Source organism: Bradyrhizobium sp. Unk1, from assembly GCF_059512345.1.
The window spans coordinates 13,313-34,447 of sequence record NZ_JCAMOP010000015.1; the positions used below are offsets into that span (position 1 = coordinate 13,313).

The following is a 21,135-nucleotide window of genomic DNA, read 5'->3' on the forward strand; positions in this document are numbered from 1 at the left end:
GATGGTCGGCACGGCGCAAGCGCGCCTTTGCCCACCCTACGACAATCCTGCCGAAATCATTCGATCCGCGTCATCGCCCTAAGCGCCGCCATTCGTCCCAGGTTGCGCGTTGGTTGCGAGAGCAGGCGCAGGCGTGGCCAGGAGAAAGCCAACAGTCTCGTTCAGGAGCTCGTGGGCCCGGTCGACGATGTCGTCCAGCGACATCGTCTTCGCGAACATGCGCTGCGCTTCAGCCAGCAACTGGTCGCGAGTCGGCATGCTGGCCAGACGCAGATCGGCTCTGTGCTGCAACAGGTGAATCGCGTCCCGGACCGACAATTCGGTCTCATGGATCGACGTCCTGATCGCCAGGGCGATGTGTTCGGGATTGAAGCGAGCGGCGAGCTGCTCGGCCGCTTGCTTGATCACGCGAGATCCCAGCCGATGCTCATTGCGCAGGACCTGCTTGGGCGGCATCTTCAGATCCCGGACAATCCCGAGCCAGGACAGGACCACCAGGATATAATAGGTGAGATCGATCTCGTACCAGTGGAAGCCCTGTCGAGCACTGGCCTGGTAGGCGTGGTGATTGTTGTGCCACCCCTCACCCATCGTGACGAGAGCGAGCAGCCAGTTGTTGCGGGAATCGTCACCGGTCACATACCGCCTGCGGCCGTGAACATGTGCGAGGGAGTTGATGCAGAACGTGCCGTGATACACCAGCACGGTGCTCCAGAGGAACCCGACCACGAGTCCCGACCACCCCGCAATGAGGAAGCAGAGGCCCGCGAGCACGAATGCCGGCAGAAGCTCCAGCCTGTGCAGCCACATCAACTCCGGATACGACGCCAGATCCGATACTTTCACCAGGTCGGTTGCATCGTGCTGCCGGTAGAAGATCCAGCCGACATGACTGTAGAGGAAGCCCTTGTGCCGGGGCGAATGCACATCCTTCGCCGTATCCGAGTGAAGATGATGATGGCGATGTTTGGCAGCCCACCAGAGGACGCTTTTCTGAGCGCTGCTCTGGGCCAGGAAGGCCAGGATGAACTGAAACACCCGGCTGGTCGCGTAAGCCCGATGCGAGAAATACCGGTGATACCCGGCGGTGATCGCAAACATGCGCAACCAGTACAGGACCGCGCAGATGGCAACGGCTTGCCACGAGACGCCTGACCAGATCGCCGCGAAGCATCCCGCGTGGACCAATATGAACGGCAGGACCTGCGGATACATGACGTCGTCGTGTTCGTCACCGGATTCCTGGCCTGAATCGATATTGATAGACACGCTCGCGACCTCAGAGGTTTCAATGGGCGGGGAAGGCCCGTTTTGCGGTACAAAAAACCCGCGGCCGGTAAACCAGTCGCGGGTCACACGAATCAGGTCATCAGTCGGGCACGCAATCAGCGGCGAGGCCAAATCGTCGGCCGAACTCGACGAATCGAACATGGCTGTCGTTCGATCATTCCGCAAGTGGCCATATGCCGCTGTCTTGTATCCAAGTACCGCTCCGGTGGCGCTCGGAACAATTACGCCGCCTTCTTGCTCTGCGCCAGCTGTGCAAGCTGTCGCATGATCTCGGTGGTGCCGGCGAGACGCTCTTCCGGCGTCTCCCAGTCCTGCAGGAACACCACCTTCATGTCGGGCCGCACCTTGGCGGCCTGGCCGTAGCTGCGGATGAACGACACCAGGCGGTCGGGATGGGCGAACGAATTATCGCGGAAGGCGATGACCGCGCCCTTCGGGCCGGCATCGATCTTCCCGACATTGGCCGTGCGGCAGAACGCCTTGATCGCGGCGACCTTGAACAGGTAGCGCACCTCGTCCGGCAGCACGCCGAAGCGGTCGCGCATCTCGGCGCCAAAGTTCTCGATCTCCTCCTCGGTGTCGAGATCGGCCAGCCGCCGGTACAGCGACAGCCGCACCGAGAGATCGCCGACATAGTCTTCCGGAATGAGCACGGGCATGCCGATGGTGATCGAGGGCGACCAGCGGTCGGCAGCAGGCTCGGACACGCCGGCCTTGAGGTTGACGATCGCCTCCTCCAGCATCGACTGATAGAGCTCGAAGCCCACCTCCTTGATGTGGCCGGACTGCTCCTCGCCGAGCAGGTTGCCGGCGCCGCGGATGTCGAGGTCGTGCGAGGCGAGCTGGAAGCCCGCGCCCAGCGTCTCCAGCGATTGCAGCACGGTGAGCCGGCGCTCGGCCTGCGCCGTGATCTTCTGCTGCGCCGGCAGCGTGAACAGCGCATAGGCCCGCAGCTTGGAGCGGCCGACGCGGCCGCGGAGCTGATACAGCTGCGCCAGGCCGAACATGTCGGCGCGGTGCACGATCAGGGTGTTGGCGTTGGGAATGTCCAGGCCGGATTCCACGATCGTCGTGGACAGCAGGATGTCGAACTTGCCGTCGTAGAAGGCGGTCATGATGTCCTCGATCACCGCGGGCGGCATCTGGCCGTGCGCGACCGCGACCTTCATCTCCGGCACGTTCTTGTCGAGGAAGTCCTTGACCTCGGCGAGGTCGTCGATGCGCGGCACCACGTAGAACGCCTGGCCGCCGCGATAGCGCTCGCGCAGCAGCGCCTCGCGGATCATCAGCGGATCGTGCGGGGCGACGAAGGTGCGCACCGCGAGGCGGTCGACCGGGGGCGATGCGATGATCGAGAGCTCGCGGACGCCGGTCAATGCCAGTTGCAGCGTGCGCGGGATCGGCGTCGCCGACAGCGTCAGCACGTGCACCTCGGAGCGAAGCGCCTTCAGCCGCTCCTTGTGAGTGACGCCAAAATGCTGCTCCTCGTCGACGATGACGAGGCCGAGATCGCGGAACTTGATCGCCTTGCCGAGCAGTGCGTGGGTGCCGACGACGATGTCGACCGAACCGTCAGCGATGCCCTTCTTGACCAGGTTCAGCTCCTTGGTCGGGACCAGGCGCGAGGCCTGCGCCACGTTCACCGGGAAGCCCTTGAAGCGCTCGGTGAAGGTCCTGTGATGCTGACGGGCCAGCAGCGTGGTCGGCACCACGACCGCGACCTGCTTGCCTTCGAGCGCGACGGCAAAGGCCGCGCGCAGCGCAACCTCGGTCTTGCCGAAGCCGACGTCGCCGCAGATCAGGCGGTCCATCGGACGGCCGAGCTCGAGGTCCTTCAGGGTGGATTCGATGGCGCCGAGCTGGTCTTCGGTCTCGTCATAGGGGAAGCGCGCGCAGAACTCGTCGTAGAGGCCCGACTGCACCGGCAGCTTTGGCGCCTCGTGCAAATGGCGCGCGGCAGCGATCTTGATCAATTCGCCCGCGATCTCGCGGATGCGGTTCTTGAGTTTTGCCTTGCGGGTCTGCCAGCCGCTTCCGCCCAGACGATCCAGCTCGACCGTGGTCTGGTCGGAGCCGTAGCGCGACAGCAACTCGATGTTCTCAACGGGGAGGAACAGCTTTGTCTCGGCGGCATAATGCAGCTCGAGGCAGTCGTGGGGCGCGCCCGCGACGTCGAGAGTCTGGAGGCCGATGAAGCGGCCGATGCCGTGATCGACGTGGACGACGATGTCGCCCGCGGCAAGGCTGGTCACCTCCGAGATGAAATTGTCGAGCTTGCGGCTCGCCTTGCGGGGCCGGACCAGGCGGTCGCCAAGGATATCCTGCTCGCTGATCAGCGCGATCTCGTCGGTCTCGAAACCGCTTTCCAGGCCGAGCACGGCGAGCATGGTCTCGTTGCGCGGGGTCGCCTGCACCGTCCGCCAGCTGTTGACGCTGGTGGTATGGGTCAGCTTGTGGTCGCGCAGCATCGAGGTCATGCGGTCGCGCGATCCCTCGCTCCAGAGCGCGATCACGACCTTCTTGCGCTGGGCATGCAGCGCCATCACGTGGCTGACGACGGACTCGAACACGTTGACGGTGGCGTCATTGCGTTCGGGTGCGAAGTCGCGGCCCTTGCGCGCGCCGGCATCGACGATCGTCGCCCCATCGGCCGGAACCGAAAACTGCGTCAGCCGCACCAGCGACATCTCGTTTTCGCGCCTGGTCCATTCCTCGTCGGTGAGATAGAGCCTGTCGGGCGGCAGCGGCTTGTAGATCGCGCCGCCGCCGGGATGCTCCATCGCATCGCGGCGGGCTTCGTAGTAATCCTGGATCTGCTTGAAACGCTCGCGGACGGCGTCCTCGGCCTGCGGCTCGATCGCGATGGCTGCGCCTTGCAGATAGTCGAACAGCGTGTCCATCCGGTCCTGGAACAGCGGCAGCCAGTGCTCCATGCCGGGATGGCGGCGGCCCTCGCTGACGGCCTCGTACAGCGCGTCGTCGCGCTCGGGCGCGCCGAACTCGGCGACATAGCCCATGCGGAAGCGGCGGATGGTGTCGGTGACGAGTTGGAATTCCGAGATCGGCACGAGGTCGAGCGAGCGCATGTCGAGCATCGTGCGCTGGGTCTCGGCGTCGAACGAGCGGATCGATTCCAGGCTGTCGCCGAAGAAGTCGAAGCGGACCGGCTGGTCGAGGCCGGCCGGAAACAGATCCAGGATACCGCCGCGCACGGCATATTCGCCGGGCTCGCGCACGGTCGAGGAGCGGTTGTAGCCGTTGTGCTCGAGCCAGGCGACGATGGTGTCCATCGGCACCACGTTGCCCGGCGCAACCGACAGCGCCTGCGCGGCAACGAGTTCGCGCGCAGGGACGCGCTGCAGGATCGCGTTCACCGTGGTGAGCACGATCAGCGGCTTGTCGCTACCGGTCAGCGGCGCAAGCCGCGCCAGCGTGGTCAGGCGCTGCGCGAGGATGCCGCCATGCGGCGAGACGCGGTCATAGGGCTGGCAGTCCCAGGCCGGAAAGGTCAGCACCGGCAAATCGGGCGCGAAGAACTGCAGCGCGCGCTCGAGCTGCTGCATTCGCCCACCGTCGCGGCAGACCACGGCGAGGCTGACGGCCGCCTTCTTCGGCCGCGCGGCGATGGCGCGGGCGAGATCGGAGATGACGAGGCCCTCGGCGCCCTCGGCAACATTGGCAAGCGTCAGCGCGCGGCCGGGCGTGAGCAGCTCGGCCGGCGACTTCATCCCCTGTTTCATAAATCGCCGTCCGTAATCGGGAACGCCTTGATGCGGGCAAACAGCGCGCCGGTGACTTCAGCTGGCAGCACCTTGTCACCGGTGATGGCGGCATAGAGATCGGGATCGGACTCGTCGAGCAGGGTCTCGAGCTCGGACAGCTCCGCGTCGGTCAGATTGCCGATCTCCGCATCCGCGAAGCGGCCGAGGATCAGGTCCATCTCGCGCGTGCCGCGGTGCCAGCAGCGGAACAGAAGCCGCTTGCGGCGATCGTCCAGCCCGTTGCTCGATCGTGTCGTTCCCGTCATGTCTCGGATCCAGTCAAACGCAGAAAGCCCGGACGTGCCGGGCCGGGGTGATATAGCCACTCGGACCGCCCCTGTCAGCCCTCGATTTGGCATGGCCCGCTACCCGCGCGAGCGCCGCGAAAAAAGCCGTGGATGCCCGCCATAAAGCCGGGCATGACGGGCCGAAACGATCCTAGATTCGCTCTCATGCGCCCCAGCCTGCTCAATCCGCTGTTTGCTCCCGTGACCAGCCTGCCCGGCGTCGGTCCGAAGCAGGACAAGCTGCTGCAGTACCTGCTCAGCCGCAATGAGACGCCGCGCCTGGTAGACCTGCTGCTGCATTTGCCGAGCCAGGTCATCGACCGCCGTGCGCGGCCAAAGATCCGCGACGCCGTCCAGGGAACCATGGTGACGCTGGAGGTCACCGTCGATCGCCACCGCCCGCCTCCGCCGCGCAACGCCCGCGCGCCCTATCTCGTCTACGCCAGCGACGACACCGGCGACGTCGTGCTGACCTTCTTCCGCGCCAAGCCCGGCTATGTCGAAAAGCTGCTGCCTGTCGGCGAGAAGCGCTACGTCTCGGGCACACTGCAGATGTATGACGGCATCCCGCAGATCGTACATCCCGACCGCGTGCTCGACGAAGAGGCGATCGCAAAACTCTCCGGCATCGACCCGGTCTATCCGTTGACCACCGGCCTGGCGCTCGGCTCGCTGCGACGCGCGGTCGCGCAAGCGCTGCAGAAGCTGCCCGCCCTGCCGGAATGGATCAGCCCGGAGGTGATGCGCCGCTGCAGTTTTCCGACGGTCACCGAGGCGCTCAGCCGCGTGCATCAGCCGGTCGAGCTCACGGACATCCTGCCCGAAAAGCCCTACTGGTCGCGCCTCGCCTTCGACGAGCTTTTGGCCGGCCAGCTCGCGCTGGCCCTGATCCGCGCCCAATTGCGCCGCCCCGCCGGCGTCCGCAACGCCGGCGACGGTCACTTGCGCAACAAGATCATCGACGCCCTGCCCTATGCCCTGACCCCGTCCCAGCGCAACGCCGCGGCCGCCATCGCCGAGGATCTGAAACAGCCCGTGCGCATGCTTCGCCTGCTTCAGGGCGATGTCGGCTCGGGCAAGACCGTGGTGGCGCTGCTGGCGGCGGCCGCCGTCGCCGAGGTCGGCAAGCAGGCCGCGCTGATGGCCCCGACGGAAATTTTGGCGCGGCAGCACATCAAGACCATCGCCCCGCTCGCGGAGCACGCAGGGCTGCGCGTGGCCATTCTCACCGGCCGCGAGAAAGGCAAGGAGCGGCGCGAGCTGTTGGCGCAACTCGAAGCCGGCGAGATCAATCTCCTCGTCGGCACCCATGCGCTGATCCAGGACGACGTGATCTTCAGCGATCTCGCCCTGGCCGTCGTCGACGAGCAACATCGTTTCGGGGTGCGCGAACGCCTCGCGCTGACCTCGAAGGGCGAGTCCGTCGACGTGCTGGTGCTGAGTGCGACGCCGATCCCGCGCACGCTGGTGCTGACCTATTTCGGCGACATGGACATCTCCGAGTTGCGCGAGAAGCCCGCCGGCCGCCAGCCGATCGAGACCCGCACCATATCGATGAGCCGCCTCAATGAGGTCACGGACAGCATCGGCCGGGCCTTGGAGGCCGGCAAGCTGGTCTACTGGATCTGCCCGCTGGTCGAGGAATCCGAGGCCGAGGGCACCGAGCACCTGACCAATGCGACCAAACGCTTCGAGAGCTTGCAAAAACGTTTCGGCGACCGCGTCGGCCTCGTCCACGGCCAGATGAAGGGCACCGAGAAGGACCGCGTGATGGGCCAGTTCGCCGCCCATGAGATCGGCCTTCTGGTTGCGACCACCGTGGTCGAGGTCGGCGTCGACGTGCCGGCCGCGACCATCATGGTGATCGAGAACGCCGAACGGTTTGGCCTGGCCCAGTTGCACCAGCTGCGCGGCCGTATCGGGCGCGGCTCGGAAGCCTCGACCTGCCTCCTTCTCTACTCGGAGCCGCTCGGCGAGATGTCGAAGGCACGCCTGAAGGTGATCCGCGAGACCACCGACGGCTTTCGCATCGCCGAGGAAGATTTGAAGCTGCGCGGCGAAGGCGACGTGCTGGGCGTGCGCCAGAGCGGCCTGCCCGGCTACCGCATCGCGCGGTCGGAGGTGCACGGCCAGCTCATCACCCAGGCTAGAGACGAGGCGCTGCGGATCCTGAAGGACGATCCGAAGCTGAAGGGCGAGCGTGGCGAGGCGCTACGGTGCCTGCTGTACCTCTATGAGCGGGACGAGGCGATCCCGCTGATCGGGGCGGGTTAGCCTGCTGCTCTTCGGCGCCCGACCTCGTAAGCCGCCACATGCGCCACGGCCAGATCCAGCAGCGGCGTGTCGATGCCGAGCGTACGGGCCCGATTGGCCATGTCGCCCAGGATGTGCTCCGCCTCGGTGACCGAGCCGCGCTCGATATCGCGCAGCATCGAGGCCTTGAGCGGCGAGTCCAGGGTCGTGAAGAGTTTCCGGTCGAACTCGATGAACGGCGCGCGAGGTTCAAAGCCTGACGCCGTCGCAACGGCACAGCATTCCGCAAACAGGCGGAAGATCGACTGCTCGCCGTTCGGCACGGCCAGGATGTCGCCGACACTCGCGCGCATCAGGCAGGTGATGCCGGCGAGCGTGCTCAGCTGGACGAACTTCTCCCACATGTCTTGCATGATCGCTTCGCTGGCGCGTACGTCGATACCAGGGACATGGAGCAGTGTTTCCAGTGCGAGCGCGCGCTCGCTCAACGCTCCCTTGGTCTCGCCGAAGACGATCGTTTGATTGGCCATGAACTGAACGACACGACCATCCGCGTCGAGCCCGGCACTGACGTTCGCGAGCCCGCCAAGGACGCGCGCGGCACCGAACCGCGCGGTCAGGGCGTCGATATGTTTCAATCCGTTGAGGATCGGCAGAATCATCGTATCGCCGCCAACGGCAGGAGCAAACTGGCTCATGGCATCGTCGAGCGAGTAGGATTTTACGCCGACGAGCACGACGTCGAACGGCTCCTTGAGATCGTTAGCGAGGACGATCTTCGGCTGCACGGCAAAGTCGCCATGCGGGCTGACGACCTGCAATCCTGTCCGGCGCAGTTGCTCGGCCCGCTTCTCGCGCACCAGAAAGGTCACGTCGCGCCCGGCGCGGACCATGCGAGCTCCGTAATAGCCGCCAAGCGCGCCCGCGCCGATCACCAGCACTCTCATTCGAGCTCCGATTGCATCCATCTGCTTCCGCAAGACAGTAACAGATGGATCCCGCGCCGTCTCCTCCTCGTCATTGCGAGCGTAGCGAAGCAATCCAGACTGTCTCCGCGGAAAGATCCTGGATTGCTTCGCTGCGCTCGCAGTGACGATGTGGGTGGAGCTCGGCACACGTCGGACGGGTTGAGATGCGGCGGAGGCCCTCACCCCGCATGCGCACGCAAGAACCTGCCGTGCTCGGCTTCGGTCGCATCGTTGGCGGGGAACATGCATTCGAGCCGCAGCTCTTCGGCCGTCACCGTCTGCGGCGTTCCGACGGTCGTGATCAGCGAGAAATAGTCGAGCGTCACGCCGTCCTTGACGAAGCTGAGCGGGATCATCGGCATCGCATCGGAGGCCGAGGGTGCGCGCCATTCCGGCTTCACGCCCGGGTATCGCGATAGCTCTTCCAGCAGCGCCTTGGTCCTGACATCGATGACATGCCCGACCGCCTCGCGATGGACACGGGCCAGCAGGCCGCGGGCGGTCTGCGGCCAGTTCGCGATGAAGGGACGCATGCCGGCCGGATCGAACATCAGGTGTAAGAGATTGCGGGGAGCCGGTCGCGCGGACATGTCGATGAAGCAATTGAAGAGCTGCGGCGCGGCGTCATTGGTCATCAGCACGTTCCAGTACCGGTCCATGACGATGGCCGGAAACGGTTCGTGCTGACGCAGCATGCGCCGCAGGGCGCGATTGATGCTCGTCATGGCCGGTGTATCGAGCGCCGGATCGGAATAGGACGGCGCGTAGCCCGCGGCGAGCAGCAGCTCGTTTCGTTCGCGCAAGGGGACGTCGAGGGCCTGCGCGAGATCGAGCAGCATCTGCCGGCTTGGGATGCTGCGGCCGCTCTCGACGAAGCTGATGTGCTTCTGCGTAACGCCCGCATCGAAGGACAGATCGAGCTGCGTCTTGCCGCGAATGTCCCGCCATTGACGCAGCAGAGCGCCCGCGGATCTGACGGCTATCTTGATGTCGCTGGCCACAGCTTTCATGCGATCGATCCTTCCGGTCGATATCGTCGACGCGCATCGGCGGCGGCGCCGGTTTACCCGAGGCGCCGCCGCCAATGGCAGGCTTATTCCAGGCGATCAACCGAAGGTGACCGGCCCCACGGCGCCGACCCAGTGCCGCACCTTGGTGTCGTCCGTCTCGTCCATGTAGAAAAAGTGCGTCATGGTCGGATGCACCGTCGTCATCGAGGGATCGTCGGGTGTCATGTCGACGACACCGCGAAACACCTTCAGGGAACCGGCGTCCCAATATTCGGTGACGTGATGCAGCGCGGTGAATCCGGTGTCGATGAAAGCCTTCAGATTGGTGCGGATTGCTTCCCGCCCCTTCCAATCGGCGACGCCGAGATTGCAGACGGCATCCTCCGCAAAACACTCGAAACCTTGCCCGAAGGTCTTGTCGTCGATCTCCTTCCACATATCGAGCAGCCATTGTGGCGGCGCCTTCTTCGTAAACACGACTTCCATCTCACTCTCCTCATGCGGTGACACGCGCGCTCGACGGAGGCTTGAAAGCTCCCCGCGGGTGGACGATCAGCAAAGTAGACGGGCTGCGAATTGGCTCAATTACATGCGAGGTAATAAAGCGCGCCCGGAAGGCACGCTCTTTCCCCGCGACCGACTTTATGGAACCTTGCGCTCATGCGCCGGGTCATCGTTGTCGGTTCTCAGGGAAGCGGAAAGACCAGCCTCTCCCGAAATCTCGGGCGGAAGCTTGGACTGCCCGTGGTGCATCTCGACGTGCTCTACTGGCGGCCGGGATGGAAGCCATCTGACAAGGCCAGCTTCCGTCTACGCGTCGCGGAGGCGATCGCGGGCGACGCATGGGTCATCGACGGCAGCTTCTCGGGGCTGGCCTTCGATCTCACGCTTGCGCGTGCCGACACCATGGTCGTCATCGACCGCCCGCGCTGGCTCTGCCAGTGGCGCATTCTCTGGCGCTCCGCGTTCGATCGCGACACGACGCGCCCCGATCTTCCCGAGGGATGTCCGGAACAGTTCGACTGGAAACTGATGAAGGAGGCGTGGCGCTACGACACGGAGCGCTTGCCTGTCATCGAGGCCGAGCGCCTTCAATATGGCCCCGATGTCCCGGTCGTGCGCCTGAGACGCGACCGGGACATCCAGGGTTTTCTGGAGTCGGTTTCAGTGCACGGCGAGTGATCCATTGCCGTGACTTCGGACTGGACGGTCAGGCCTTCTTCTGCGCGACACGCGCTGCGAACGCCTTCAGCAGTGCCGCATCCACCGCTTCGCCATTCGCATCCGCGGCGAGGTGCTCGAGCCAGCGTGCAAAGCCTTCGTAGATCTGGCTCGCCGGATGGTCGGGCCCGAGGAAACCCGAGATCTCCCGCATCTCCGCGACCCAGCGATAGGCCTTCGGGATCATGTCCGGCAGCGCGACTTCGAGCCGGGCCAGGACCGCGGGCTGGCTCAGCGCGAGCTCGTCGCGCAGCGCGTCAGCCGCGCCCGCTTTCGTGGCCGCGACCACCATGGCCGAGCCGATGCCGGCGAGGCCCTTGACGATGCCGGCATAGGACATCTTCAGCGCGGAGGCCGCGCCGATGGGGCCCTCGACGATCCGCACGTCGAGGCCGAGATCCTTCAGAACTGCGAGGTCCTTGGCGTATTCGCCGGACAGGTAGAAAGCCGGGCTCTTGCCGCCGGGCTGCGGCGGGAAACCGATGATACCGCCATCCACGAACGGCGCCTGTGCCGAGCCGATGATCTCCTCGATCCGCTGCACGGTATCGACATTGACCGCGTTGCAGTCGACCACGACCGGCTTCTTTTCGCGCCGGACGATCAGCGCGGCCAGGCGTTCGGCCAAAGCCACGGCTTCGCCCGGCGGCACGATCGAAAGGATGATGTCGGCCTCCGCGATCGCGTCGTCCTCGGCGCCGATCATGCCGGCATCCGCGGCGCGCTTTTGCGTCGCCTCGCTGCGCCCCTTCAACGACGTCAGCACGCGCGCACCGTTTTCGCCGAGGCGGCGGGCCACGGCGCTGCCCATGGCGCCGGGCGCGAGGATCGCAATGGTCTTCGTCATCATGCACTCCAGGTCGAATTCCGAGCGAGGCGCTCAATTCAACCGGAAGACTAGCAGAGGACGAAAGTGCTTGCGCGAATGCGGCCATCCGAAACCGGAATGGCCCTACTCCACCTTCGCAGGCTGGGGCTGGAGCGCCGAGGCATTGGCGATGCGCGCGGCGTTCGCCATGCCCGCAAGCGCGGCGGCCTTCTTCGGGTCGGGGGCCGCGCCCGGCTGCACCACGCCGGCCGACATGATCAGCGTTGCGGCGTCCTCGGTGCTCATGTCGACCTCGACGATCTTGCTCTTGGGCACGTAGAAGAAGAAGCCCGTGGTCGGGTTCGGCGAGCACGGCAGGAACACGGAGACGTGCTCCTCCTGCCCCGGCAGGCTGCGCGCGACCTCTTCATTCGGCGACTGCGAGATCAGCACGATCGACCACATGCCCGGCGACGGAAACTCGACCAGGCCGACCTTCCGGAAGCTCGAGCCCTTGCCCGAGAACAGCGTCTCGAACACCTGCTTCAGGCCGCGATAGATGGCGCGCACCGCCGGGATGCGGCCGAGGAAGGTCTCGCCGATATCGACCAGCGTTCGGCCGATCAGATTGGCGGCGAGGAAGCCGACCAGCGTCAGCGTGAAGAATGCGACAATCAGTCCCCAACCTGGAACGACATACGGCAGATAGGTTTCAGGCCGGTAGGCCAACGGCACAAACGGCCGCACCACGCCGTCAACCCAGGTGACGAACCACCAGACCAGATACAGCGTGATGGCAATTGGCCCCGTCACGACGAGGCCGGTGAGGAAATAATTGCGGAAGCGGCCCATCAGGCCGGTATGCGGTTCCGGGATGGGATCAAGCGGCGCAGGCGCGTCGTCGCGGGGGGTCATTCGGGTTCCAGGTCGGTCGCTGCACTCAAACTAGGGTCTTCTAGCAGGTTTTGGAAGACTACCTAGCGTCCCGGCCTGATCCCTTCTGCCTATTCCACGGTCACCGATTTCGCGAGGTTGCGCGGCTGGTCGACGTCGGTGCCCATGATGACCGCCGTATGATAGGCGAGCAGCTGCACGGGGACGGCATAGACCATCGGCGTGAACGCGGCCGCCATGTCGGGCAAGACGATGGTGACGAGGGACTCGACGGTCGCCTCCTCCGCGCCCTTTGCGTCCGTCATCAGGATGATCCTGCCGCCGCGGGCGGCAACCTCCTGCATGTTGGAGACGGTCTTTTCGAACACGCGGTCATAGGGCGCGATGACGACGACCGGCATGGTCTCGTCGATCAGCGCGATCGGCCCGTGCTTCAGCTCGCCGGCGGCATAGCCCTCGGCATGGATATAGGAGATCTCCTTCAGCTTGAGCGCGCCTTCGAGCGCGAGCGGGAAGCTGGTGCCGCGGCCGAGATAGAGCACGTCGCGCGATTTGGCGATCTCACGCGCGAGCTTCTCGATCTGGAGCTCGGTGGTGAGCGCGTCCGACATCAGGCGCGGGATCTCGACGAGGCCGTGAACGAGCTTGGTCTCGTCCTCGTCGGACAATTCGCCGCGGGCCTTGCCGGCAGCGATCGCAAGATTTGCCAGCACCATGAGCTGGCAGGTGAAGGCCTTGGTCGAGGCGACGCCGATCTCGGGACCGGCCAGCGTCTGCAGCACGGTCTCGCTCTCGCGCGCGATCGTCGAGGTCGGCACGTTGACAACGGCCACCGTGTGCACGCCCTCGGCCTTGGCATAACGCAGCGCGGCCAGCGTGTCGGCGGTCTCGCCCGATTGCGAGATGAAGATGGCGAGATCGCCCTTGCGCAAGGGCGCCTCGCGGTAGCGGAATTCGGAGGCGACATCGACCTCGACCGGCACGCGCGCAAAGCGTTCAAACCAGTATTTCGCGACGAAGCCGGCGTAGCTCGCGGTGCCGCAGGCGGTGATGTTGATGCGCTGGATGCTCTTGAAGTCGAACGGCAGCTTGACCGGCAGCGAGACGCGCTCGGTCGCCATGTCGACATAGCGCGCCAGCGTGTGGCCGACGACTTCCGGCTGCTCGTGGATTTCCTTCGCCATGAAGTGGCGGTAATTGGCCTTGTCGACCAGCGAGGTCGAGGCGGCGTGCTTGATCTTCTCGCGCTGGACGGCGTGGCCGTCCTTGTCGAAGACCGTGGCGCCCTTGCGCGTCAGCACGACCCAGTCGCCATCTTCGAGATAGCTGATCGTATCGGTGAACGGGCCGAGCGCGATGGCGTCGGAGCCGAGATACATCTCGCCGTCGCCATATCCGATCGCGAGCGGCGGGCCGTTGCGGGCGCCGATCATGAGGTCGTCGTCACCGGCGAAGATGAAGCCGAGCGCGAAGGCGCCGCGCAGCCGGGCCAGCGTCAGCTTCACCGCTTCCACGGGCTTGTTGCCGCGCGTGAGCAGATCGTCCACGAGATGCAGCACGATCTCGGTGTCGGTCTCGGTGTGGAACACCGTGCCCTTTTTCTCGAGCTCTTCGCGCAGCTCGCGGAAATTCTCGATGATGCCGTTGTGGACCACGGCAACGCGTTCGGTCGCGTGCGGATGGGCGTTGTTGACGGTCGGCTTGCCGTGGGTGGCCCAGCGAGTGTGACCGATGCCGGTCGTGCCTTTGAGCGGCTCGGCCTCGAGACGCTTCTCCAGGTTCTTCAGCTTGCCCTCGGCGCGGCGGCGCGCGAGATGCTTGCCTTCGAGCGTGGCGACGCCCGCGGAGTCGTAGCCGCGATATTCAAGACGTTTGAGCGAATCCACCAATTGCTCTGCAACCGGCGAGCGCCCGAGAATGCCGACAATCCCGCACATGCGGATCAATATCCCCCAAATCGTCGAAAAATCGCCTAAACGACCCGCTCGGTCTTTAGCGAAGTTCCTAAGGAACCAGATACTCAATAATTATTGCTGATTGAGACAGCGCCGGTTCGCTTCCGATTTCGACTGCGTCGAATTGGCCGGCCTTAAACCGCGCGAATTAACTTGTTGTCAATGAGTTTGACCAACGATTCCCGGCCATGGAGTAAGGTCATGAAAAGCCCGTCCGGCCGCAAAGGCCTGTCATCGATGTATGCCCACGCCAGCGAGACCACTGGCACGCACCTTGCGCATTGGCCGCCGCCCCAGCGCGGCAAGGAAAGCAAGCCCGTCTTCGTCAAGCACGCAGCCGGAGAACCTGCAAAACGCGCCAAGCCGCGCGGCTGGCGCCTGACGCGCGCGATCTTCTCGGAATTCTCCGACGACGAATAGCGGCGCGCCTTACCACCCCAGCATCACGGCCCAGACGAGGAAAATGAGGAGCGCCCAGAACGCCAGCCCGATGACGAGGGCCACAATCTCGGGCGGATCGTACTCGTTCATCTCCCACAGCAGCCGTCGCCCCATCCCCGTGACGCATGTCTCGATCAGAAAACTGAAGAGATCGCGAACAAAGCGAGAGGACACGGCAGTTGGCGCTCAGTTCTCCGGCTTCTTTTCGACTTTCTTGCCGCCCGTCTTCATCTCGCGATAGCGCGCCGCGCCGCCTTCCCTGATGGTCTGCTGGTTGCGCTCCAGCGCCATGGCGTCGTCGGGCACATCGCGCGTGATCACCGAGCCCGAGCCGATATAGGCGCCGTTGCCGATCTTCACGGGCGCGACGAGAGAGGAGTTGGTGCCCACGAAGGCACCCTGCCCTATGATCGTCTTGTGCTTCTTGAAGCCGTCGTAGTTGCAGGTGATGGTGCCGGCGCCGATGTTGGAATTGGCACCGACGGTGGCGTCTCCGATGTACGAGAGATGGTTGACCTTGACGCCGGCCTCCAGCGTCGCGGCCTTGGTCTCGACGAAATTGCCGATGCGCGCGCCATCGCCGAGCGAGGTGCCGGGTCGCAGCCGCGCATAGGGGCCGATCGAGACGTTCTTGCCGAGCGTGGTCTGCACGATATGCGAGAAGGAATGGATCACCGTGCCGTCGGCGATCGACACGCCCGGACCGATCACCACGAACGGCTCGATGGTGACGTCATTGCCGAACACGGTGTCGGCGGACAGATAAACGGTCTCGGGCGCGATCAGCGTGACGCCTGCTTCCATCGCCGCTTTGCGCAAGCGCGCCTGCATCACGCTTTCGGCCTCCGCGAGCTGCGCCTTGGTGTTGATGCCGCGCACCTCGTCCTCGCTGGTCTCGATCACGACGGCCTCCCATCCCTGTTCACGAACGACGCCGACCGCGTCGGTCAGATAATATTCGCCCTTCGAATTCGCATTGCCGATCCTGTCGAGGATCGCGAGTGCACGGTGCCCGTCGATCGCCATCAGGCCGGCATTGCACAGATCGATCTTGCGCTCTTCCGCGCTGGCATCGGCATGCTCGCGGATCGCGACCAGACGGTCGCCCTCGACGATGAAGCGGCCATAGCCGGTGGGATCGGCGGCGCGAAAGCCGAGTGCGGCGATTGCTGCGCCCTTCGCGAGCGGCGCGCGCAGCCGCTCAAAGGTCTCGGCCGAGATCAGCGACGTGTCGCCGAAGGCAATCAGCAGATCGTCCGCGCCCCGCGCAATCGCCTCGCGCGCCGCCAGCACCGCATGCGCGGTGCCGATCCGTTCTGCCTGCACGAAGGTGAGCGCATCGGGACGGATGCGCTTCGCCTCGTCCGCGACCGCCTGATGGTCGGGGCCGATCACGACGGCGAGCGAGGTGCCGGTTCCCTTCGGTGTGGCGGCGAGCACGTGCGCGAGCAGGCTCTGGTGGGCGACCGGATGCAGCACTTTCGGCAGGTTCGATCGCATGCGCGTGCCTTCGCCGGCGGCGAGCACGATCGTGAGGCTGGAACGGGCGGTCATCGAAATCCTGTCAAATGCGGCCGAATCAATGGGCGGCGGCAGGCCGATGCCGTCTTGAGCTGTCGCCTTGCTACCCCCGCGAACGCCCGGAATTCAAGTGCGACGGGGTTTTCCTGTTAATGTTCCTTGATTGATTCGGGGAAGCTGTTCGGGGCTGGGCACTTAACGTTCATGGCAAAGGATTCCGACCCACTGGCGGATGCCTTCGGGACCAAGGAGACCGGCGGGCTGTTCTCCGGACTTCTGGCCGAGGAAAGCGCGGTCGACCGCAGCATGATGTGGCGGCTGGGCTCGTGGGGCGTGGCCGCCGTCGGCGCTGTCGTGCTGGCCGTGCTGGCCAATCAGGCCCAGCTCGGCTGGCGCCGTGACCAGGTTGCGTCGGCCGATCTGTCGCGCCAGGCCGACCGGCTCCAGATGCTGACCAAGGAGAGCCAGAATGAGGGCCGCCGCCTCGCCTCCGCCATCGAGACGCTGAACACCGATCGTGACCGGCTCTATTCGCGCGTCACCGTGCTCGAGCAAGGGATGGATTCCGTCACCGGCGCCATCGCCAAGCAGAGCGCGAAGCCGCAGGACGCGCCAACGCCCGACGTCCAGCCCGCGGCGCCGAGCGTCGCGCCGGTCGCCTCGACGCCGGCTCCCTCAAGTGACAAGCCGCGCGCGGCGGCCGCGAAGGACCAGGCGAAGGAGCCTGCAAAAGACGCCCTGAAGGAGGCAGCAAAGGACCAGTTGATCCCGCCGCCGCAGAACGCCGCCATGGCCTCGCTGGTGTCGCAGTCACCGCTGACGACGTCGGCACTTCCCATGCTTCCGCTGGTGCCATCCAAGTCGATCATGGCGCCACCCGATCCCGCCGCATCGAAGCTGACGCAGCCCGAGACGACGGAGAAGGCCGCCGAGAAGAAGCCCGAACAGACGCCCGCCCCGACCGAGGTTGCCGCGGCGCCAGCCAAGCCGCCGGAGACGGCCGAGAGCGAGGCCCCTGCAATCGCGGTCCAGCAGACGCGCTTCGCCATCGAGCTGGGCGGCGCCAACTCGCTCGACGGCCTGCGCGCGCTCTGGCGCGGCCTGAGCAAATCCAATCCCGAGATCGCGGCGCTGCGGCCGATCATCATGATCAAGGAAGGCAATGCCGGCCTCGGCATGCAGCTCCGTCTCGGCGCCGGCCCGCTGATCAATGCCGCGGCCGCCGCAAAGCTCTGCGCCGGCCTTGCCGAGAACGACCGCCATTGCGAGACCACCGTGTTCGACGGCCAGCGCCTGTCGATGCGCGGCGGATCGGAGAAGGGACAAGAGAAGACTCAGGACCGGGTTCAGGAGAAGAACTCCGAGAAGAACCAGGACGCGGCGCCGCAAGCCGAGACTGCGCCGGCGCCCGCTCCTGCCGCCAAACCGGAGAAGCGCCGCCGCAGCTACTCATCAAAGCGCTCGTCGAAGCGCGAGGAGCCCGCGCCTGCCCCCGCGCCTCAGCCGCCGGCCGCACCGGCGAAGCCGGAGACGGCCTCGGCGGGATCGACGCTGTCGTCGTTCTTCAGGCGGTAGGAACGCGCACGAGTTAAATCATTACCCGCGGATCTTCGTTGCGCACCCTCTTGTTGCGCGGCCCATGAGCTCACTGCGGCCTCTCATCAAATTGGGGCGTCAATGGCCGTCGAGCAATGACTCGCCGAACGGCGCAAGCGATCAGAAATATCCACCTCCCCTGTTGCCCCCTCCCCTCATCCCGACCATATTGCGCCCATGACAAAAAAGCCCTTCCGCCTCACACCCTACCAGGTGCAGTTCCTGATCGTCGTCGGCTTCTTGTCCGTCGGCTATGCGATCTATTTGCGCTATCTCGGCATCGAGAACTCGACCGTCGGGCTCGCCTGTGACGCTGGCTTGCAGACGCTGATCTGCAAGGCGCGCACGGTATCGACGGTGCTGTTCAAGAATTCGGTGTTCGGCATCGTCGCGCTGGTGGCTGCGACGCTGAACCTGATGCGGCCGTCGATCGTGCTGCTGACCGTCGGCATCGTCGCCGCCGGCCTCGGCATCGTGCTCTACAATGTCGTGCTGTCGGGCCTTGCGATCGGCCTGTTCATTCTTGGATTTGCTCGGCCCGCGCCCGCCACAGCGTGAACGCGAACAGCAGATAGATCGCGCAGGTCCACAGCGACTGCCAGTTCTCGCGGCCCTCGTTGAACAGCACATAGGCGGCCGCCAGCGTGAGCAGGCCCGCGAACACCGATTCCGCGATCGGACGCTGGCCGATCTGCGGCCGGTTCAGCATCAGCACCGCGAACGGCACCACCGCCATCGTCAGCGCGGCGTAGGGAAAGTCGTGGTAGCGCGGGTCGAACACGAAGGCGAGCGCGGTCTGCGCCGCGATCACCGCGGTCACCGCCAGCGTCAGGCCAAGCACGGCGGTGAGCTTCGACCATTTGCGGCCCTCGCGTGGACCGAGCAGATCGAGGAAGGTCGGAAGGCTGCGGCCGATCACCATTGCCTGCGCGCAGAAGATCGGCGACAGGATGCCGGCCAGAAGCAGCGCGCCCCAGTGCAGCCAGCCGCCGATGCCGTAGCTCTCATAATACATCTTGTCGGCGCCGATCCCGAGCAGGATGCCCGCTGACGTCGCCGAGATCGCGACGCCGAGCCAGGCCGAGAAGCGCGGCGTCCACGGCCGCCTGCGCAGCGTGAGGCCGGCGACCGCGAACACCAGCACGCAGAGGCCCATGCCGGCGCCCATGTACCATTTCCAGTACGGGAAATTGCTGATCGGCTGGCCCGGCGGATATTTCAGGTTCCGGCGCACCGAGTCATACAGGCCCCAATAGCCGCCGACGGTGCCTTCCAGCTTGCGCTTCCAAGGCTGGTCATAGGACTCGATCAGATTGACGCGAAACTTGTTCGATTTCGCCAGGCCCAGGATTTCCGAGACGACGCGCGCCTGGTTGGCGCGCGACGGCAGCGCGCCCTCGCGCATGCGCCCTTCGCTGGGCCAGCCGGTTTCGCCGATCAGGATCTCCTTGCCGGGGAACGCGACCGCCATGCGCTCGCGGATCGCCTCGACATGGCTCGCTGCGAACTTCGCCTTCACCGGAACATCCTCCCAATAAGGCAGGATGTGGATCGTGACGAAGTCGACGGCCTCATAGACCTCGCGATTCCTGAGCCAGAACTCCCAGACGTCGGCATAGGTGACGGGCACGCTGACCTGCGCCTTCACCGAGCGGATGATGGAGACGAGGTCCGCCGTCGTCATCTCGCCGCGCAGCAGCACCTCGTTGCCGACGATGACGCTGGTGATGATTCCGGGAAATTCCTTGGAAAGGCGGACGGCGAGCGCGGCCTGCTCAAAATTCTTGGCGCGGTTGCTGGAGAGCCAGATGCCCTGGAGCACCTTCAGCCCGCCGACCTTGGCGGCGATCGCCGGCACCTGGTCGAGCCCGTTCTCCATCGAATAGGTGCGGACGCAGTCGGTGATCTCCTTGAGCTGGCGCAAATCCTGCTCGATCTGGTCGGCCTCGATATGGGTCCACGCGTTCAGCGGCGACTGTTCCCCGCGGAACGGCGCATAGGAGACGCATTGGACCTTGTCGGCCGGGTCGATCGGGGCGCGCGCGAGCGTGATTGGCGTGGCCAGCCACCACCACACGGCAGCAATCGCACCCAGTGAAACGAGCAGAAGCGCCAGTGGCGTACGAAGAGAAATCGGTTCCGTCCTCCGCGAGGTGCCGTCGATTACCTGCTCACGCGCCATCTGCCAAGGGGTGTGTCCGTGATGGATCCTTCCCTCCCCCGAGGAATTTACCTGCGGCCGTTCGACAGGGGCCTAGGATCGTGACTTTGCTGGACAAAATTTCAAATTCAGGTCATGGACTCGGCAGGACTTTGCCGCCGCATTGGGGACCCATTTGGACGCCATCACCGGCGAGTCCGCGAGGTCCTGGCGCGGGCGGTCAGCTGATATATTGGGGAATTCATGCGGCAACGGGTGTTCGAGTTACGAAATGCGGTCCTGCGGCAGTTCGCCGCCACCTTGGCCGTCTCCTCCCTGGTCGTGTTGGTCGGCCTCGGTGGCGCCTCCGCCCAGAGCGGCACGCCCGCCCCGGACCAGGGCAAGGCAGCCGCCCAGCCCGCCGATGCCGCCGCCAGGGACGCCGCCCAGAACCAGCGCCGCACCGACGAGTTCGCCGAAGCAGCCCAGGTCATCAACGGCCCGGCCGGCAACCCCGAATGCGTCTGGCTCGGCCGGCGCGTGGTGCGGCTGATGTGGCGCGACGACCTCGATACCGCGTTCCGCCATCTCGACCTCTACGACCGCTTCGGCTGCCCCGGCGGCCACATCCAGGCCGCCTTCCGCTGCCTGACCCGCTTTGGCGGCCAGATCGATCCCAAGGTCGCCGAGACCCTGGACAGCCGCGTGCACGCCTGCTGGATCAACCCGGCATCCCAGCCGCAGCAGGCGTCAGCCAGCGCGTCCCAGCCGGCGGCGCCAACCACGGGCAATTCGCAGGCCCCTCAGCCGGCCGCGAGCCCCGCGCCTGCGGTAAGCCCGACACCGGCGCCCCAGAAATAGCCGCGATCGTTTCAGCCGCCGTTCAGGAACGATCGGCAATAGAAGCGGTTGGCACTGCCGCACATTCCGAAACTGTCATGCCCTCATACGGTCATGAGGCCGTGACAGTTGTGAAACCGCGCGGCAGAG

The 21,135-nt window shown here is 65.3% G+C and carries 18 protein-coding genes; 6 read left to right on the top strand and 12 right to left on the bottom strand.

The genetic code is table 11. The annotated features are described in order from the left end of the window. Positions 1-78: 78 nt before the first annotated feature. From AC5ZFO_RS20245 to AC5ZFO_RS20255, 3 genes are all read right to left on the bottom strand, one after another. The gene (locus tag AC5ZFO_RS20245; protein WP_496122492.1) at positions 79-1,215 is read right to left on the bottom strand and encodes an acyl-CoA desaturase; all 1,137 of its coding nucleotides are present in this window, start codon (positions 1,213-1,215) and stop codon (positions 79-81) included. Positions 1,216-1,511: 296 nt separating this feature from the next. Next, positions 1,512-5,030, bottom strand: a complete 3,519-nt coding sequence (gene mfd / locus AC5ZFO_RS20250) for a transcription-repair coupling factor (RefSeq protein WP_282519091.1) — start codon at positions 5,028-5,030, stop codon at positions 1,512-1,514. Further along, entirely contained in the window at positions 5,027-5,317 is a 291-nt protein-coding gene (locus AC5ZFO_RS20255; protein ID WP_248877644.1) for an FAD assembly factor SdhE, read from the bottom strand. The genes mfd and AC5ZFO_RS20255 overlap by 4 nt, the downstream gene beginning before the upstream one ends. Before the next feature lie 186 nt (positions 5,318-5,503). Here AC5ZFO_RS20255 and recG point away from each other — a divergent pair, with 186 nt between their 5' ends. Continuing rightward, entirely contained in the window at positions 5,504-7,612 is a 2,109-nt protein-coding gene (recG, locus tag AC5ZFO_RS20260; protein WP_282519090.1) for an ATP-dependent DNA helicase RecG, read from the top strand. On the opposite strand, the gene panE is transcribed toward recG, so the two are convergent. The 3 genes from panE to AC5ZFO_RS20275 all read right to left on the bottom strand — a co-directional run bounded on the left by panE (position 7,609) and on the right by AC5ZFO_RS20275 (position 10,055). Next, positions 7,609-8,538, bottom strand: coding sequence for a 2-dehydropantoate 2-reductase (gene panE / locus AC5ZFO_RS20265; protein ID WP_282519089.1), 930 nt, complete (start codon positions 8,536-8,538; stop codon positions 7,609-7,611). The genes recG and panE overlap by 4 nt on opposite strands. Positions 8,539-8,738: 200 nt before the next feature. Then, a complete protein-coding gene (locus AC5ZFO_RS20270; RefSeq protein ID WP_282519088.1) occupies positions 8,739-9,569 on the bottom strand; it encodes a helix-turn-helix domain-containing protein in 831 nt (276 codons plus the stop codon). Positions 9,570-9,665: 96 nt separating this feature from the next. After that, entirely contained in the window at positions 9,666-10,055 is a 390-nt protein-coding gene (locus tag AC5ZFO_RS20275) for a nuclear transport factor 2 family protein (protein ID WP_282519087.1), read from the bottom strand. A gap of 174 nt (positions 10,056-10,229) precedes the next feature. On the opposite strand from AC5ZFO_RS20275, the gene AC5ZFO_RS20280 reads away from it, so the two are divergent. Continuing rightward, positions 10,230-10,751: a P-loop NTPase family protein gene (locus AC5ZFO_RS20280; protein WP_282519086.1), complete on the top strand. Its 522-nt coding sequence runs from the start codon at positions 10,230-10,232 to the stop codon at positions 10,749-10,751. A gap of 28 nt (positions 10,752-10,779) precedes the next feature. Here AC5ZFO_RS20280 and AC5ZFO_RS20285 read toward each other — a convergent pair whose 3' ends face one another. The 3 genes from AC5ZFO_RS20285 to glmS all read right to left on the bottom strand — a co-directional run bounded on the left by AC5ZFO_RS20285 (position 10,780) and on the right by glmS (position 14,429). Beyond that, positions 10,780-11,637, bottom strand: a complete 858-nt coding sequence (locus AC5ZFO_RS20285) for an NAD(P)-dependent oxidoreductase (protein WP_282519085.1) — start codon at positions 11,635-11,637, stop codon at positions 10,780-10,782. Positions 11,638-11,742: 105 nt separating this feature from the next. Then, on the bottom strand, positions 11,743-12,513 hold the full coding sequence (locus tag AC5ZFO_RS20290; RefSeq protein ID WP_282519084.1) for a DUF502 domain-containing protein: 771 nt from the start codon (positions 12,511-12,513) through the stop codon (positions 11,743-11,745). A gap of 89 nt (positions 12,514-12,602) precedes the next feature. Next, positions 12,603-14,429: a glutamine--fructose-6-phosphate transaminase (isomerizing) gene (gene glmS / locus AC5ZFO_RS20295; protein ID WP_496122423.1), complete on the bottom strand. Its 1,827-nt coding sequence runs from the start codon at positions 14,427-14,429 to the stop codon at positions 12,603-12,605. A 219-nt stretch (positions 14,430-14,648) separates the two neighbouring features. Between glmS and AC5ZFO_RS20300 the strand changes: the two genes are divergently transcribed. Further along, positions 14,649-14,867: a hypothetical protein gene (locus AC5ZFO_RS20300; protein WP_282519083.1), complete on the top strand. Its 219-nt coding sequence runs from the start codon at positions 14,649-14,651 to the stop codon at positions 14,865-14,867. Positions 14,868-14,876: 9 nt separating this feature from the next. Here AC5ZFO_RS20300 and AC5ZFO_RS20305 read toward each other — a convergent pair whose 3' ends face one another. Together AC5ZFO_RS20305 and glmU are read right to left on the bottom strand one after the other, a co-directional pair. After that, positions 14,877-15,062 carry a hypothetical protein gene (locus AC5ZFO_RS20305; RefSeq protein ID WP_282519082.1) on the bottom strand — a complete coding sequence of 62 codons (186 nt, stop codon included), beginning with the start codon at positions 15,060-15,062 and terminating at the stop codon, positions 14,877-14,879. 12 nt (positions 15,063-15,074) lie between these two features. After that, positions 15,075-16,442: a bifunctional UDP-N-acetylglucosamine diphosphorylase/glucosamine-1-phosphate N-acetyltransferase GlmU gene (glmU, locus tag AC5ZFO_RS20310; protein ID WP_282519081.1), complete on the bottom strand. Its 1,368-nt coding sequence runs from the start codon at positions 16,440-16,442 to the stop codon at positions 15,075-15,077. Between the two features lie 171 nt (positions 16,443-16,613). Between glmU and AC5ZFO_RS20315 the strand changes: the two genes are divergently transcribed. Both AC5ZFO_RS20315 and AC5ZFO_RS20320 read left to right on the top strand, forming a co-directional pair. Then, complete coding sequence (locus AC5ZFO_RS20315) at positions 16,614-17,984, top strand: hypothetical protein (RefSeq protein WP_282519080.1); 1,371 nt, start codon at positions 16,614-16,616, stop codon at positions 17,982-17,984. A 198-nt stretch (positions 17,985-18,182) separates the two neighbouring features. Next, positions 18,183-18,563: a hypothetical protein gene (locus tag AC5ZFO_RS20320; RefSeq protein ID WP_282519079.1), complete on the top strand. Its 381-nt coding sequence runs from the start codon at positions 18,183-18,185 to the stop codon at positions 18,561-18,563. Here the strand turns inward: AC5ZFO_RS20320 and AC5ZFO_RS20325 are convergent. Then, the gene (locus AC5ZFO_RS20325) at positions 18,523-20,187 is read right to left on the bottom strand and encodes a glycoside hydrolase family 17 protein (protein ID WP_282519078.1); all 1,665 of its coding nucleotides are present in this window, start codon (positions 20,185-20,187) and stop codon (positions 18,523-18,525) included. The two genes, AC5ZFO_RS20320 and AC5ZFO_RS20325, sit on opposite strands and share 41 nt — an antisense overlap. A 222-nt stretch (positions 20,188-20,409) precedes the next feature. Between AC5ZFO_RS20325 and AC5ZFO_RS20330 the strand changes: the two genes are divergently transcribed. Further along, positions 20,410-21,006, top strand: coding sequence for a beta-1-3, beta-1-6-glucan biosynthesis protein (locus AC5ZFO_RS20330; protein ID WP_496122424.1), 597 nt, complete (start codon positions 20,410-20,412; stop codon positions 21,004-21,006). Positions 21,007-21,135 lie beyond the last annotated feature (129 nt).